14 protein-coding genes and 2 pseudogenes are annotated in these 14,485 nt (G+C 68.8%); 2 read left to right on the top strand and 14 right to left on the bottom strand.

Features of this window, described 5'->3' with window-relative positions; translation table 11 throughout:
- Window positions 1-449: 449 nt before the first annotated feature.
- Complete coding sequence (locus tag AB0C28_RS48135; protein ID WP_326641139.1) at window positions 450-884, bottom strand: VOC family protein; 435 nt, start codon at window positions 882-884, stop codon at window positions 450-452.
- Between the two features lie 71 nt (window positions 885-955).
- Window positions 956-1,645 carry a type 1 glutamine amidotransferase domain-containing protein gene (locus tag AB0C28_RS48140; RefSeq protein WP_358083010.1) on the bottom strand — a complete coding sequence of 230 codons (690 nt, stop codon included), beginning with the start codon at window positions 1,643-1,645 and terminating at the stop codon, window positions 956-958.
- Between the two features lie 426 nt (window positions 1,646-2,071).
- Here AB0C28_RS48140 and AB0C28_RS48145 point away from each other — a divergent pair, with 426 nt between their 5' ends.
- Entirely contained in the window at window positions 2,072-3,355 is a 1,284-nt protein-coding gene (locus AB0C28_RS48145) for a CHRD domain-containing protein (protein ID WP_358083013.1), read from the top strand.
- A gap of 100 nt (window positions 3,356-3,455) precedes the next feature.
- Here the strand turns inward: AB0C28_RS48145 and AB0C28_RS48150 are convergent, their stop codons facing one another.
- Together AB0C28_RS48150 and AB0C28_RS48155 are read right to left on the bottom strand one after the other, a co-directional pair.
- Window positions 3,456-3,635, bottom strand: coding sequence for a hypothetical protein (locus tag AB0C28_RS48150; protein WP_358083068.1), 180 nt, complete (start codon window positions 3,633-3,635; stop codon window positions 3,456-3,458).
- Window positions 3,636-3,828: 193 nt separating this feature from the next.
- Window positions 3,829-4,905: pseudogene (locus AB0C28_RS48155) on the bottom strand (AAA family ATPase); the annotation flags it as partial.
- Window positions 4,906-4,949: 44 nt separating this feature from the next.
- On the opposite strand from AB0C28_RS48155, the gene AB0C28_RS48160 reads away from it, so the two are divergent.
- Window positions 4,950-5,219 carry a GNAT family N-acetyltransferase gene (locus tag AB0C28_RS48160; RefSeq protein ID WP_358083016.1) on the top strand — a complete coding sequence of 90 codons (270 nt, stop codon included), beginning with the start codon at window positions 4,950-4,952 and terminating at the stop codon, window positions 5,217-5,219.
- A 35-nt stretch (window positions 5,220-5,254) separates the two neighbouring features.
- Here the strand turns inward: AB0C28_RS48160 and AB0C28_RS48165 are convergent, their stop codons facing one another.
- The 10 genes and pseudogenes from AB0C28_RS48165 to AB0C28_RS48210 form a co-directional block, all read right to left on the bottom strand.
- Window positions 5,255-5,812, bottom strand: a complete 558-nt coding sequence (locus AB0C28_RS48165; RefSeq protein ID WP_357849290.1) for a DUF3307 domain-containing protein — start codon at window positions 5,810-5,812, stop codon at window positions 5,255-5,257.
- Between the two features lie 526 nt (window positions 5,813-6,338).
- Window positions 6,339-7,679, bottom strand: a complete 1,341-nt coding sequence (locus tag AB0C28_RS48170; RefSeq protein WP_358083019.1) for an FAD-binding monooxygenase — start codon at window positions 7,677-7,679, stop codon at window positions 6,339-6,341.
- A gap of 580 nt (window positions 7,680-8,259) precedes the next feature.
- Window positions 8,260-8,478: pseudogene (locus AB0C28_RS48175) on the bottom strand (hypothetical protein); the annotation flags it as partial.
- A gap of 188 nt (window positions 8,479-8,666) precedes the next feature.
- Entirely contained in the window at window positions 8,667-9,212 is a 546-nt protein-coding gene (locus tag AB0C28_RS48180) for a peptidase inhibitor family I36 protein (protein ID WP_357849285.1), read from the bottom strand.
- A 92-nt stretch (window positions 9,213-9,304) separates the two neighbouring features.
- The gene (locus tag AB0C28_RS48185) at window positions 9,305-9,739 is read right to left on the bottom strand and encodes a hypothetical protein (RefSeq protein WP_358083021.1); all 435 of its coding nucleotides are present in this window, start codon (window positions 9,737-9,739) and stop codon (window positions 9,305-9,307) included.
- A 59-nt stretch (window positions 9,740-9,798) separates the two neighbouring features.
- Complete coding sequence (locus tag AB0C28_RS48190; protein ID WP_358083023.1) at window positions 9,799-10,359, bottom strand: hypothetical protein; 561 nt, start codon at window positions 10,357-10,359, stop codon at window positions 9,799-9,801.
- Between the two features lie 275 nt (window positions 10,360-10,634).
- On the bottom strand, window positions 10,635-11,825 hold the full coding sequence (locus AB0C28_RS48195) for an MFS transporter (protein WP_358083027.1): 1,191 nt from the start codon (window positions 11,823-11,825) through the stop codon (window positions 10,635-10,637).
- Window positions 11,826-11,844: 19 nt separating this feature from the next.
- Window positions 11,845-12,291: an MEKHLA domain-containing protein gene (locus tag AB0C28_RS48200; protein ID WP_358083029.1), complete on the bottom strand. Its 447-nt coding sequence runs from the start codon at window positions 12,289-12,291 to the stop codon at window positions 11,845-11,847.
- Between the two features lie 47 nt (window positions 12,292-12,338).
- The gene (locus tag AB0C28_RS48205) at window positions 12,339-13,727 is read right to left on the bottom strand and encodes a PepSY domain-containing protein (RefSeq protein WP_358083032.1); all 1,389 of its coding nucleotides are present in this window, start codon (window positions 13,725-13,727) and stop codon (window positions 12,339-12,341) included.
- 82 nt (window positions 13,728-13,809) lie between these two features.
- Window positions 13,810-14,394, bottom strand: a complete 585-nt coding sequence (locus tag AB0C28_RS48210) for a CHRD domain-containing protein (RefSeq protein ID WP_357849268.1) — start codon at window positions 14,392-14,394, stop codon at window positions 13,810-13,812.
- Window positions 14,395-14,485: the final 91 nt, after the last annotated feature.

The raw sequence follows: 14,485 nt of genomic DNA on the forward strand, positions 1-14,485 counted from the left end.
GAAGCCGCAGGCCGGCACAGCCCGCCTCGCCATTGATGCGGGCCGGGCGGATTCATTCTTGCCCGTCGCCGTCCGGAAAGGCAAATCGCCGCCCAGCCGTGAATGGCGCGGGTAAACGATCAGAGCCGCGGTCCCGGCTTATCGCAGCGCGCCGGGAGGCAAGGGCAGCGTGAATCGCCGGTGCGGTGGAAAGCCACGCCAACCGCTAATTCGGCGCGTCAGACCGGCGTCGTGAGGTTTGTCACACGGGTGTGGTGCGAGTAATTTTACCTGGACGTTGTCACGCGCTATTGGCCCAAAAATGCGAGCCCATTTCCCCGCCTTCTCGCCATTCACCCGTGGGCGAACCAAGACGACGATCACCGCCGCGCGCCCGGCGGCCGTCAGGCACAGCACGAACCGGCTTCCGCCGGCAGGCGGGAGCCGGTTCGCGTCAGGTGCCGCAGAGGTCAGACGCCGACCGCCATCACCTCCAGCTGGATGTTGTCGATGTCGCGGAAGACGACGACCGAGTACACGAAGGGCTCCTTGACGCTCTGGATGCCGGAGTGCGCGATGCCGAGGCCGTCGAGCCAGTCCGACCAGGCGACCAGCCCCGCACGCCCCTCCACGTGCAGGGAGACGTGGTCGAGGCCGGTGCGGACCTCGTCGAACTCCTCGCCCTTGTTGCCGGCGTTGTGGTGCAGCCCGATGGCCAGCCCGGTGCGGGGCTCGATGACGAGCTCGGCGTACCCGGTCCATTCGCGGCCGTAGTGCGGGAGCGTTCCGTCCACGAGCTCGGCCTGGAAGACCTTCTGGTACCAGGCCACGCTGGCCTGCAGGTCTCGTACGGTGAAGGCGACATGGTGCAGGCCGCTGAAGGATGGTGCGATCGCGTCGCTCACTGGGGTTCCTCGTTCATGAGTGCGGATGATGGTGCGCCGCCGGCCGTGGCCGGATGGTGCGCAGCGTCGGGCTAGGCCGCCCCGTCGCCGGCCAGCGCGACCAGCTCGGCCGCGGCGGGGCCGGAGGAGGCCGGGTTCTGTCCGGTGATCAGGAGCTCGTCGGTCACCACGTACGGTTCGAAGTCGCCCGCCTTGGAGAAGTCCGCGCCCTTGGCGATCAGCTCGTCCTCCACGAGGAAGGGCACCACCTTCGTCAGGCCCATGAACTCCTCCTCGCTGTCGGTGAAGCCCGTCACCCGCCGGCCGGCCACCAGCGCGCCGCCGTCCGGATTCCTCGCGTGACGCAGCACTCCGGGTGCGTGACACACCAGCGCCAGCGGCTTGCCCGACGCCGCGAACCGCTCGATCAGCCTGATCGACGCCTGGTCCTCGGCGAGATCCCACAACGGGCCGTGCCCGCCGGGGTAGAAGACCGTGTCGAAGTCGTCGGCCGACACGGTGTCCAGCCGCACGGTCGCGGCGAGCTGTGCCTCGGCCCGCGCATCGGCCTCGAACCGCCGCGTCTGGTCGGTCTTGAACTGTTCCTCGTTGCTCTTGGGATCCAGCGGCGCCTGCCCGCCCTTCGGCGAGGCCAGGGTGATCTCCCACCCGGCGTCCTTGAAGCGGTAGTACGGCGCCGCCAGTTCCTCCAGCCAGAACCCGGTCTTACGCCCGGTGTCTCCCAGTTCGTCATGCGAGGTCAGCACGATCAGAACCTTCACGGTCTCGCTCCTCATCTCGTTCGCGGACACTCTCGTCCGCCGACATCGCGCCTGTCCGAAACCTACGGGGGGCGCTCTTGACGAACACTGAAGGCACTGTTGACGGCGAATGGACACGGAGTGGAGTCGTCAGGTCCGCCGGCCTCTCGAAGAGGGCTGTGGACACCCCCGTCCGGGTTTGAGGGGAACAGCCCCTTCGCGCTGGGTTTCAGGATGTCGCTGCGGTTGACTTGTAGCGCTCAAGCCCCGTGAAGGATCGGCATGCCCAAGCGTCATCGCCTATCCGGTCCCGGCGGGAGGAGTCTGTGCGGCGCTCGTTTGTTGTGTGTACTTTTACCGGTCGTTCCAGCTGATCTCTCTCGGTCTCCTGTGCGTATTGTCTACGGTGTCCGACCGGAAATAATCCGTTTTATGAGAGGTTTCAGCATGTCCATTTCCAAAATTGTCGTTCCCGGCATTCTGCTGGCTTCTGTGATGTCCGCTGTCCCCGCATCCGCGCACGCCTCCGGCGACGACGTGTATCTCGCCGCCGGGCTGCGTGGCGCCAACGAAGTGGGCACGGCAGGTGACAAGAACGGGCGCTCGACGGTCGTTCTCAAGATCAGTGGTGACGAGATCACGTTCGCGATCCGCTGGAACAAGATCGACAAGCCGACCGCCGCTCACGTTCACCTGGGAGCCAAGGGTGCCAACGGCGAGATCAAGCTCAACCTCATCACCACGCCGATGCCCAAGGGCGTGCTCGGCGTCACCGGCACCGTCAAGGCCGGCCCCGACCTGGTCAAGGCGCTGCTGGCCGGGCCCGGCGGCTTCTACGCCAACCTGCACGACGAGAAGCACCTCAAGGGCGCGCTGCGCGGACAGTTCCACCGGCTGAGCAGGCCGATCGACCTGCGCGGGGTGCTGCACGGCAGCAACCAGGCCACACTGTCCGCCGAAGCGAGCGGCGCTCAGGAGGTCCAGGAGAACGACGGCAAGAAGCGCGGCGACCAGGACGGCCAGGCCGCCTGGTGGTTGCGCCGCAATGGTTCCGCCCTCGCCTACACCGCCTCCTGGTCCAAGCTCGGCGCGGTGACCAACGGCCACGTGCATAAGGGCACAACGGGCAAGAATGGGCCGGTGGTCGCGGACCTGTTCGCGGGCAGCCTGCCGGCGAACCTGACCGGCGTCGCCGGCGAGGCTCCGCTCAGCGGCAAGATCGCCAAGCGCATCATCGACAAGCCCGGCAACTACTACACGAACCTGCATACGGCCGACTTCGCCGGTGGAGCGGTCCGCGGCCAGCTGTCCGGTCGATCGTTCACGCATCCGCGTGCCGTCACCGCCGACGTGCTGCGCGGTTCGCAGATCTACTCCTGTACCCGGCAGCCGTCAGGCTCCTTCGCCTTCACCCAGCTCGGCGTGACGGCCAAGCTGCGGCGGGGCATCGACCACTCGTTCGTGACCCCGGCCGCCGGTCCGCCGCAGTGGATCGCCCCCGACGACAGCGCGGTGCGCGGCACGGTCGTCACCAAGACGCCGAACGGCGACGGCAACATCCCCGAACTCGTCCTCGACGCGACTCAGGCGGGCGCGAAGACCGGGCTGCTCGCGCACGCCACCCAGATCCTGCGCCTGAACACCGTCGGCGGCGTCGCCCCGGCCGGCGCGTGCAAGCCCGGCTCCCAGGTCAAGGTCGCCTACGGAAGCGACTATCTCTTCCTCGGCTGACGTCCCGGCCGGTAGCAGGTACGCCGCAGGACGCCACGCGGGCGATCACTCCTGTGTGACGTCCTGCCGGATCTCCACCCGCCACGCCGGCCCGCGGCCGTCACGATGATCGGACCGGACCGTCGTCGCCCGTCCCGGGCAGGTCCTCCACCCCCAAGGCGATCAGATCGGCGGGGGCCGGGTCGGCCAGGTCCGCCACGCGCTGGGCCTGCCGCTCGGTCATCTCCTGGAAGACCTGGCGGGCGTAGCGTCCGTTGCCGAAGCCGGCGTCCCTGGGCATCTCGGCGAAGAGCGTGGTCAAGGCTGCACTCGCGGCCGAGGTCAGCTCGTAGCGGTGCTCGCGCGCCTGATGCTCCACGATGGACACCAGCTCGGCCGGATCGTAGTCCTCGAACAACAAACGTACGGGTGAAGCGTGAGGACAGCCCGGGATTCGAGGCGACGAACCGGGTCATGTCCTCCGGGTAGCCCGCGGCGATCACCACCACGTCGTCCCGATGGTCCTCCATCAGCTTCACCAGGGTCGCCACCGCCTCCAGGCCGAAGTCCGTGCCTCCGCCCGCGGGCACCAGCGAGTACGCCTCGTCGATGAAGAGCACTCCACCGAGAGCGCGGGTGAACGCGGCGGCCGTCCTCGGGCCGGTGTGGCCGACGTACTCGCCGACCAGGTCACTGCGGTCGACCTCCACCAGGTGGCCGACCCGCAACATGTCCAGCGCCTTGAGCAGGCGGCCGTACAGCCGCGCCACCGTGGTCTTGCCGGTGCCGGGATTGCCGGCGAACACCAGGTGCCGGGTGAGCGGCGGGGCGGGCAGCCCGGCGTCCTGGCGACGTCGTACGGCCTGCATCAGCTTGACCAGCGAGCCCACGTCGCGCTTGGCCCGGTCGAGTCCCACGAGCCGGTCGAGTTCGCCGAGCAGATCCTCCAGGTTCTCCTCCGCGGGCTCCGTCACCACGGGCGCCGGCACGACGGCGGGCCGGGGCAGCGGAGCGGGGCCGGGAGGAAGCGGCGTAGGACTCCCGCCGAAGCCGCACTCCTCGAACACCGGCGCCGCCCCCTCGTCGCCGCCCACGGCGTCGGCGCAGTCCCGCGTGCCGCACCGGCGGAACAGCGGGTCCGCGCCGGAGCCGATGTGCAGGGCGGGAAAGCCCGAGCGGACCACGTCGCACGACTCGTAGACACCGCCGGCGCCCGGGGCGACGAAGACGCCGTTCTTCGCGGGGCGTACGACGCGCAGCCCCGTGACGACCGGGCGGGCGCCGGTCCACACGACCAGGCCGCAGCCCTGGGCGTCCTCCACCGAGCCGCCGTCCACGCGCACGTCGGCCCTGGCGTCGACGACGATGCCGGCCGCGCCCGGGCGCACCACCCGGTTGCCCTCCAGGACCGCGTGGCCGCCCTCGCCGACCTCCAGCCCGGTGCGCGAGACGCCGGTCACCGTGCAGTGGGCGACCAACGACGCCGCGGCCGACGTCGTGCTGACACCGGTCTGCCCGCCGATGATGTGGGCGCCGGTGAGCGTGACCGCGGCGCGCTCGACGACCGACACCCGGCATCTCCGTGGTGGCCTGCCACGACGGACAGGTGCGGGCCATGGCGAACCTCATGTACTGCGCCGAACCCGGCACGGCCGAACTCGCCCTGCTCGTCGAGGACGCCTGGCAGGGCCGCGGCCTGGGCGCCCAGCTCGCCCGCATTCTCGTCGACATCGCCCGCGACCACGCCATGGCCGAGGTCCGAGCCGCCATCATGGCGCAGAACCAGCGGATGCGCCGCCTCATGGTCTGCCTCGGAGCCACCCTTGGCTTCACCGACGACCCCGGGGTCGTCGAAGCCCGCCTGCCGCTGAGCGCCGGCGACTGAGGCAGGACGCGCCGGCACGTACGGTGAGACGTGTTTCAGCGGGAAAGTGAGTCCATCGACCGCGTGCACGCCGACGCGAAGCGGCGCTCCATCGTCAAGGCGGCGCCCACCACCGCACCGGCGCCCGCCAAGACCATGATCAGGCCGGCGACGTCGTTGACCGCGACCGAGAGCACCGCCGCGACCAGCATCGCGCCCATGTGCAGCGACTGGTCGAGCACGTACGGTGCCTCCGCCCAGTCATGGCACCTCTTCAGCTCGATCAGCCGGTGGACGATCCAGCGGCGATCGATCACCGCGTGCGTGCTGGCCGACACCACGAGCGCCGTCGCCATGCCGACGATCTCCAGCGGCACCACCACACACACCAGCGCCAGAGCCGCCGCCTGCGTGGCGGCGTAGCCGGCGACGTGACGCAAGCAGGCGCCCCAGCCGGTCCACGGCGGCACTCCGGCGGCCAGCGCATCCGGATGCGGGACACTCTTGGCGGCTGCGACAGCGCTGCTCTGCACTACATGATCACCGACATGGTGGCTCGCGTACAGCGCGGCGAACATGACGGCGGCGAACGCGGCCGCGGTGGCATTCGACAAGGGGACTCCTTCGTGGGGTGCCTGGCGGACCGTGAGGAGGCGGCTGCGCGCTTCCCGCCAGGGGCTGAGCTTCGGCTCGACCGGTTCCGAGTCCTCAACGGCACGGGACGAGAGCGGCCCGCGGGCCGGGAACGCGGTGTCCTGGGTGAGCCGGAACGGGGAGGACATGTGTCGCACGGAGACCAGGCGGAGGGCCATGCGATCGGCTCACGAGGGTCTCTGGACGACCGGTCGGCGCGCGAACCGACGTCGCATGTCCGCCGGCGATGGTGCCCGGCCGTGGTCGCTGCTCGCGTAAGTGCCGGGGTGCGACGGCCAGCTCGAGGTCAGGCGCCCGCGCCGATGCCGCCCTCGGCGGCGAGCGGCAATGCGAGTACGTCCCTTACCTGGCATCCCCGGCTCATGCCGATGCACATACGTCCGCCCTTCCGGCTGTGTCCACTCTGTCGGCGGAGCCTGCGAGAAGTCTGCCGGGGCACGGCGAAGATGACCATGTACTTTTTCACATTCCCGGCCGCCATGCCTATCAGGTCGAACGCGTAGATCGTTCGCTCGCCTCCCTGGGAACGGACTCCGGATCGGGCACGGATGTTGCTCGCGGTGAGCCGTTGCGGAGCACTCGGACCAGCGAGCCGGGAGTGATCAGCGACAACGGCGGAGCGTAGAGGTTGGCCACCCGCTGGAAGCGCAACGCCAGCTCCTGATCGTGCGCGGCGGCGGCGTGGAAACGCTCCAGATAGGCGTTGAGCAGGCGCTTCTTCAGGCTCAAGGTGCTGGCGGCGTGGAGCAGCCGCACGTCGTCGTCGACGGTGATCTGCCACGGCCCGTCCACCACCTTGGCGACCCGCTTGAAGAACGGCAGCGGGCGCAGGTCGGTCTTCAGCAGTTCCAACGCCTCCAGCGCGGCGACCGTCATGCCCTGGCCGTACCTGGGATTGAACGCGCAGACGGCGTCCCCTGTGACGAGCAGACCGTCGGGGAAACGGGTCATCCGTTCGTAGCGGCGCCTGATCCCGGCCGGGTTCCGGTACACCTGCGGCTTCCCGATGGGCTGGGCGGTGCTGATGAGCCGGTGCAGATCGAGGGCCGGCAGGTCGGCCGCGAACTCGGCGAACCCGGCCAGGCTGCGGCCGGGAGCCTGGCCGTAGCCGACCAGGGTGACGATCCAGCGGTCGCCCTCCATCGCCAGCGCCACCCCGCCGCGAGGCTTGTCAGGGGTGGGGGCGACGACGACGATCAGATCTCCGTCGAGGTCGCCGGGGCGGCGGCGGAACTCGCGCGTCCCGTATCGCACGTCCAACATGACGTGTTCCTCGGCCGGTGGCACGATGCCCAGCTCGTCCAGCCAGAACGGCGTGCGCGAGCCGCGGCCGCTCGCGTCGACGACCAGGTCGGCCGGAATGGGCTCGCCACCGGCGAGCCGCACCCTGGTGACGCGGTCCCGCTCGACGAGCAGGCTCGCGGCGACGCTGTCGGGCAGCAGCCGTACGCCGGGCAGCGCGGTGATCCGGCGCCGCACCTGACCTTCGAGCATCGGGCGGCTGGCGAGCAGCCCGGTCATGCCGCTCTCGACCCTGGCGTGCCGCTGCCCGCAGTGGATGTGCCGGGCATTCCGCTGCACGTCGCTGGCGATCGCGCCCTGCGCGACCAGCTCGGCCGTGATGCCCGGCAACAACCGCTCGACGGCCTCGTGACCCCGGGCCAGCAGGGCGTGCGCGTGCCGGCTCTGCCCGACGCCCTTGCGGTGCTCGTCGTCATCGGGCATGGCGTCGCGGTCGAGCACCGTGACCCGTGCGAACTTCGCGTGCAGAGCGGCGGCGGACAGGAGCCCCGCCATGCTCGCGCCGATGACGATGGCGTGGTTCATCGATCTCCTTTGTAGTCGGCCACGGTCTCGATGAGTCGTGGCGGGGTCGCCCGCGGGTCGTTGGGGGAGAGGCGAAACGCGCTTTTCGAGTGCAGCCGTTCGAGGGGGCGGCCCGTGCTCTACGCCGAGCATCGTGTACCGGCAGCACCATGTGCGCATTCCGCTCAAAGTCAGCGATTACGCTGATTGCCCGAGACCAGGCTATCCACACGTCCGGTCATATAGCGACATGGGGTGCCGATAAATTGCGGGGTCGGAGGCCCGAATATCTCGACGCGGAGGAAAATATCCCCGGGGTGCGGACACCTTCGTTGAGGTCCGGCGGCGAGACTGCGTAATCCGGGGAGTTGAAAGGTCTGCTTCCCTGGCCTTGGCGGCCGGCTCTGGGCGTGCGTCATGGCGCCCATGCGCAAGGAGTGGTCCGATCAGCCTGTCCGCTGATGGGGCAGTTTCCGGCCGGCGCGCCGTTATGGAATCGTTTTATTCCAGTACGTCTTGTGCGCACGCCTCAGATGCGTTTCTTGCCGCACGAAGATTGCGGGCGCGCCTAATCACATTCTGGCCTGAGCGGCGGGAATTGTCAGTTGAAGACGACGACCTGGCGGCCGATCACGTCGCCCCGGCCCAGGGCGGCCAGGCGGTCATTGATGTCGTCAAGCCTGATCGCCGTGAAGGTGTGCCTGACCCGGCCGCCCGCACCTGGTCGGTCGGGGCCCGAATCCGCATCGATGCGGATGAGGTGGCGGTTGGGGACGGTGACGTACTCGGCGAATCCTCCGGGCGGGCCGAAGCCGATCCATCCGCCGCTTCCCGTGCAGAGTTGTTCGTTGCCCTCATGGCACTGGCGGCACGCCGGGGTGGCTGGGCTGGGTGATGTCCGCTCATGTGCTGGGCCGCGCGATCCTGGTGGTCACCGCCGATATCCCCGCCTGAGCCTTTCGGCCGAGGCGGGGATCTCCGGTCTCGCACGGTGACGGCACCCAGGTGTCAGCAGAACCGCTTCACGTGGTCGACCTGCTTGTTGTAGCGGCCCAGCGAATCGAGCACCTGGCCCTGTTGGACGCGGACCAGAGTCTTGTCGTAGCGGTGGCCGTTGGAGCGCTTGCCGTGGTCGTCATGGTTGATGAGGTTGACCCGGCTGCCGGTGTTGTTCCAGACCGACGACATCATGTCGTTGAAGCCATGACGGCCGAGGTCCATCCACTCGTTGCACTTCAGATACACCCCGACCTGCGTCAAGGGTGGCTCGGTCTTGAAGTCCTCACCGGACCAGAAACAGAAACTGCCTTTCTTGCACCAGGGTTTCTTGTCGAGCCGGCCGGCGAAGGTGCGGACGACCTTCCCGTTCACGTAGCTGACCTGGTTGACGGCAATTCGAGTGTTCACGGCGGCCGTGGCCGGGGCGAGACCGGCCGCGGTGAGCGTCGCGGTGGCGGCCACGCCGAGCGTCAGCAGCCTGACGATATTGGTGGTCATCATCATGTCCTTCGTGGTCGGGGCGGTGGCGGCGATCGACGACACCTGCTCGGTCACAAGATGCGCCGAACAAGCCGGAAGTTCGACTCCGAGCCGGGCGCCGGTGGCGAGTCCCCGCCGGGAGAAGTCACGACGTGGAGCCGTCGTCCTCATCGCGGCTGGAAGATCTCCCATGCGCCGGCCTTGTCGGTGCGTGCCCGGAGCATGCCTTTGTCGGCGCCGTCGTAGTCCAGCTCGACGCTCACATAACGCTGGGCGGCCACGGAGAAGATGGTCTGGAAGTTCTCGTGCCGGCAGATGCGGAGTTTCTCCCACGGCCCGATGGAGGACGATCGAGCGCGCAGCATCCCCTGCTTGTAGCCCGCGTATTCCAGCTCGACGCTGACGATGCCGCCGCTGGACGCCAGCACCCACTCCTGACGCGGATCGTCTCCCCCGGGATAGGGGTCCACGCCGTCGAGAGCGACCTTGAGGGAATCGGCGCGCTTATGCACGTGCGCGAGAGCGGGGGTCGTGCCGGTCAGCGAGAGCGCTCCCACGGTCAAGGCGGTGCCGCATACGCGCACGATGTTCTTGAGGCTCATTTTTCTGCTTTCTGCGATATCTACGTGGCCGGTCGCCCTTGTCACTCTTGAACGCGTCGTCACGCGAGACCGGAGATGCTGAACCGTTCCCAGTTGCCGATGGTCGCCGAGCGTGCCCGCAGCATGCCCGCGCCGTCGTTCTTGTAGTCGAACTCCGCGGCCACCCATTTGCCGTTGGCGACAGATTTGTACGCGCAGTGAAGGGAGTCGCACTTCTCCAGGAACTTCTCCCACTGCCCGACCGAGGTGGAACGCGCCCGCAGCATGCCGTAGTCGGCGCCCGAGTACTCCACCTCCGCGCTCACGTAACGCTGGGCGGCCTGCGAGTAAAGGACGGTGTATTGGTACTGGTCCTTGTACTCGCCGCCGTAATAGTTGCAGATCTTGAACATCTCCCATGCGCCGATACCGGTCGACCGGGCACGGATCATTCCTTCCTTCTGCCCCGTGTAGTCGAGTTCGGCGCTGAGCGCGCGCTTGTTCTCCTTCGCCCGGAGAACTTGATTCGGCGTACAGTCCACCCTCAGGTCATCGGCGCTCGCCGTCGGCGCCGTGGTCAGCATGAGCGATCCCGCCGTCATGGTCACACCGGTGGTACGCAACAGCTTCTTGAGGTTCATGTCTCTGCTCTCCGCGATGACGTGCTGCGGCCTGACGGCTACGCGTGGCCGCTGATGGCAGTGGTACAGGGGCCCGTACGCTCTTCGGCCGTGATCGAACAACGGCGCGGGGCACGGGGGCCGGTCCTTCGATGGCTGGGGTTCGACTCCATGGGCGTCGGCCCTGGTTCACGTTCGTCGACTCCGCCAGGCACAACCGTAGAAGCCGGACGCCCTGTGGGCGGACTCGCGATCGTTCTGCTCAACCTCGAGGGGAACGATGCGTCCGCCACGCGTCACGTGATCCCCGCCGCCCTCTGGACGGGCCGGGACGGCGTCAGCCGCGGGACGGTGGCGACGAAGACGAGCAGACCGGTGACGGTCAGCGCCACACCGGCCCAGGCCGTCGAGACGGTGCCCAGTCCCACCGCCAGAGTGATCGAGCCACCGACGGCGCCCAGCGCGTTGGCCAGGTTGAGCGCCGCGAGGTTGAGGGCGCCCATCAGTGTGGGGGCCTCGGGGGCGTACGTGGTGAGCAACACCTGGATCGTGGGGATGGCGAGCATCATGGTCGCACCGACTCCGAACAGCGCGGGCATGAGCACCCAGACCGTCTCACCCGCTGTGACGATCACCAGCAGGAACGCCAGGACGCTGGAGTAGCCGATCACGAGCCCCCGGTAGGTGTAGCGGTCGGCAAGGTGTCCACCGAGCTGGTTCCCCGCCGCCATGCCGAGGCCGAACACCGCCAGGCCGATGGGGATCAGCGAGTCATCGGTCATCGCCGCGTCCGTGACGTAGGGGCCGATGAAGGTGTAGACGGCGAAGATGCTCGAGATGCCGAGCGCGGCGACGGCCATGATCACCCAGACCATGGGGCGGCGCAGGGCGCCCAGTTCATGGGAGAGAGGTCCTCCGTCGAGATCGGAAGTGGCCGGCACCCACACCAGGATGGCCAGGCCGGCGAGCAGGCCGATCGCGGTGACCACGCCGTACAGCGCCTGCCAGCCGGCCTGTTGCCCGACGAAGGTGCCGAGGGGCGAACCGAAGATCGTCGCGACCGTCAGGCCGGCCATGACCGTCGCGAAAGCTCTTCCGCTCTTGCCCGGGCTGTAGACGTAGGAGGCGACGACCGCGCCGGCGCCGAAGTAGGCGCCTTGGACGGTGCCGGTGATGAAGCGGGCGGCGATGAGCATGCCGACGTTCGTCGACAGCGCCGACATCAGGTTGCCGAGAAGGAACAGCATGGTGAGCCCGAGGAGCAGGTGCCTGCGGTTCAACCGGGCGCCCGCGATCGTGATGACGGGGGATCCGATCATGACCCCGGCCGCGTAGGCGGTCACGGCGTACGTCGCCTGCGGGATGGTGATGCCCATGTCGGCGGCGAAGAGCTGGATGATGCCGTTGCTGCCGAACGAAGCTACGCAGGGCGAGTTGAAGAAGAGTGAAGCCGCGGTGAATCCGCCCTCGCCCCCGGGCGTGGCCATCCATGGAGTCAGCCGGCCATCAGGCGTCAGTCCAGCGGGGGAAGGTGGCCGCCTGCCCCACGAGCAGGCCGTCTTCCACCAGGTTCCACATCGTGACGTCCTCGATCCAGAACCGGCGGCCGGACTTGGCGATGCGCCGGCCGCGGTAGCCGGTCGCGTAACCCTTCTCGTGCACGGCGTCCAGGAGTCGCTGCCGGTCCTCGCGCCGGTCCGGCTCCGCCGAGAACCGGGACGGAAGGCCCACGAACTCGGCCCAGTCGTACTCGAAGCAGCGTTGGGCGGTGAGGTTGGCGTAGGTGAAGCGAGGGTCGTCCGCCCCGTCATGGGCCAGGACGCCGAAGGGCGCGTCCTCGTACAGCCAGCGTGCGGTGGCGTCGGGGCCTGCCAGCGCGGTGCCGACGAAGCGCAGATGGCAGGCCGCGAGCAGGGAGAAAAAGTGGTGATTCACGTCGTAGAAACCGTTCATCGTCACATTCATTGGTCCGGAGCCGCGAGGGCACAGCGCCCGCCTCGTCAGACAGCCCGGGCGCGTCTTCCCCGGAGGACGTCGATGATGAGGAAGGCGGCCAGGGAGATGCCCACCAAGGGCAGGAAGACGCCGGCGATCACGGTGAGGAGGGCCAGAGGAGCCAGCGTCGTCCAATGCAGGCGGCGCCATCGGCCGCGCGCGGGTGGCAGGGGGAGGCCGCCGCGCGGCCGTCGCCGCCACCACATCCGGTATCCGAGCACGATGAGTGTCACGAGGCCGGCCGCGAGCGCCATGAGCATGATCTGGCCGGGCAGACCGAACAGCAGCCCCATGTGGGCGTCGATACCCCAGCGGGTCAGTTTGGCGGCCAGCGGGTAGTCGGCGAAGGGCAGGCGCGCGCTCACCTGTCCGGTGACGGAGTCGACCGCGATCTGGTCCAGGTGCACGGGCCACTGTTTGTCGATCTGGCTGACCAGGTAGGGGGCGCCGGCCGCGGCCGGCCAGGCGATCTCCAGCGGGCCGGGCATCTGCGCGCGCTTGGCCGTCTCCGCGACGTGATCCACGCCGATCACGGGGGCCGATCCAGGGTGGTTTCCCGGGTGGTGGGCGGCGTGCTCCCCGGAAGCGGCGGAGATCTTAGGGGTCTGCCAGCCGAGAGCGGCACGCACGGTGCCGACGTTCGCTCCGGCGTAGGTCGACCAGGTCAGCCCGGTGGCCGACAACGCCAACAGGCCCAGCACGGTCCACACGCCGATGCTGCCGTGCCAGGACAGGATGCGCCGGGAACCGATGGTGCGGCGTTCGGGCACGACCGCCAGGCGGCGATGACTGCGCCGCCTGGCGAGCCACAGCAGCAGGCCGCCCAGTGCCACGACCCACAGCCAGCTCGCCGCCAGTTCGCTGTAGACGCGTCCGGGCTCACCGAGGTTCAGGTGGCGGTGCAGACCGGAGATCCAGGCCCGTACGGGCAGCGCGCCGGAGCTGCCGTAGCTCTCCAGCGTGCCGCGGACGCCGGCGGTGTAGGGGTCGACGAAGACGGCCAGTCTGGTGCCGGCCGGCAGGCCGGGGGCGTCGAACAGGACCCGGGTGGTGAGACCGGCTTCGGCGGCCGGTTGCACGGCGCTGACCTTGCCGCGGGGTTGAGCGGCTTGCGCGGCCGTGACCTGCTGGGACAGGGGCAGCGGCGTCCGCCCGGCCGGCGCGGTCAGTTCGTGCGCGTAGACGATCTTCTCGATCTGCAGGGAGGCGGCGTACAGAAAGCCGGTGAGTGCGGCGACCAGGAGGAAGGGCGCGACGAGCAGTCCGGCGTAGAAGTGCAGCCGCACCACGAGGGGGCGCAGGTCCGTCCAGGCCGGCCTGCGCGTCCGTGGTGATGCCGTTCCCGGCACGTCGGTCGCCCCCGGCGTGGATGACATGCCGACAGAGGAGGTCATGAAGCGGTTCTCCGTTCGACTCGGACGCATCCGGCCGGGCATGCCGTCGTTGCTGTGGCATGCCCGGCCGGATGCGGGTGGGTTACCAGCGGTTGCCGGTGTGGAGCTGGCCGCGTACGGCGCCGTCGGGGAACTGGGCGGTGTGGAGGTTGGCGTACCACTTCTTCGGGTTGGCCTTGATGCCGCGCAGGAGGCTGCTCTTGACCCGGACCGAGCCGAAGGCGGTGTTGCCGCGGATACGGCTGTTGGACAGCAGATCGATCACCACCGGGCCGTTGACCCCGGCCTTGCCGCGGTGGATGTGCAGAGCCGTCGGCCTGCCGGTGTTACGCCACTGCACGAAGAAGTAGAACCGGTCGCCACTGATCCGGAACTTGGCGGCGGCCACACCGTTCGGATCGTTGACCTTCTTGCCCGGCTCCGGCACCTCGTTCCTGCCGAACAGCGTGGAGGAGAAGTAGTACTTCCTGAACGAGGCGACCGAGTGGGCGCCGGCCGAGGAGGAGGCGACCGTGACCGCCTGCGCGGTCTGGGGAGCCGCGGCCGCGGGCGCGGCGATCACCGTGCCGAGAGCCAGCGCCGCGACGGCTCCCGCCGCCACCGCGCCGGCGACCTTACGGCCGCCCGACATCCGCTGGCCGCTCACCGGCTTAAACGTGTTCATCATGACCCTTTCCTTGCTGTCCCTGGGAACCGTTTGTCGCTACGGACAGTAGAAAGGACCCTAGTGGGCTTTCTGCGGATAAATTCACGTAAAG

It is taken from the genome of Nonomuraea sp. NPDC048892, assembly GCF_040649735.1.
GTDB lineage: Bacteria > Actinomycetota > Actinomycetes > Streptosporangiales > Streptosporangiaceae > Nonomuraea > Nonomuraea maheshkhaliensis.

Bases quoted from the DNA above. Each gene is read 5' to 3' on its own strand.
- AB0C28_RS48145 (WP_358083013.1), top strand. From the start codon at position 2,072: ATGTCCATTTCCAAAATTGTCGTTCCCGGCATTCTGCTGGCTTCTGTG.
- AB0C28_RS48150 (WP_358083068.1), bottom strand. From the start codon at position 3,635: ATGCCCAGGGACGCCGGCTTCGGCAACGGACGCTACGCCCGCCAGGTC.
- AB0C28_RS48160 (WP_358083016.1), top strand. From the start codon at position 4,950: ATGGCGAACCTCATGTACTGCGCCGAACCCGGCACGGCCGAACTCGCC.
- AB0C28_RS48170 (WP_358083019.1), bottom strand. From the start codon at position 7,679: ATGAACCACGCCATCGTCATCGGCGCGAGCATGGCGGGGCTCCTGTCC.
- AB0C28_RS48185 (WP_358083021.1), bottom strand. From the start codon at position 9,739: ATGAGCCTCAAGAACATCGTGCGCGTATGCGGCACCGCCTTGACCGTG.
- AB0C28_RS48190 (WP_358083023.1), bottom strand. From the start codon at position 10,359: ATGAACCTCAAGAAGCTGTTGCGTACCACCGGTGTGACCATGACGGCG.
- AB0C28_RS48195 (WP_358083027.1), bottom strand. From the start codon at position 11,825: ATGGCCACGCCCGGGGGCGAGGGCGGATTCACCGCGGCTTCACTCTTC.
- AB0C28_RS48200 (WP_358083029.1), bottom strand. From the start codon at position 12,291: ATGAACGGTTTCTACGACGTGAATCACCACTTTTTCTCCCTGCTCGCG.
- AB0C28_RS48205 (WP_358083032.1), bottom strand. From the start codon at position 13,727: ATGACCTCCTCTGTCGGCATGTCATCCACGCCGGGGGCGACCGACGTG.
- AB0C28_RS48210 (WP_357849268.1), bottom strand. From the start codon at position 14,394: ATGATGAACACGTTTAAGCCGGTGAGCGGCCAGCGGATGTCGGGCGGC.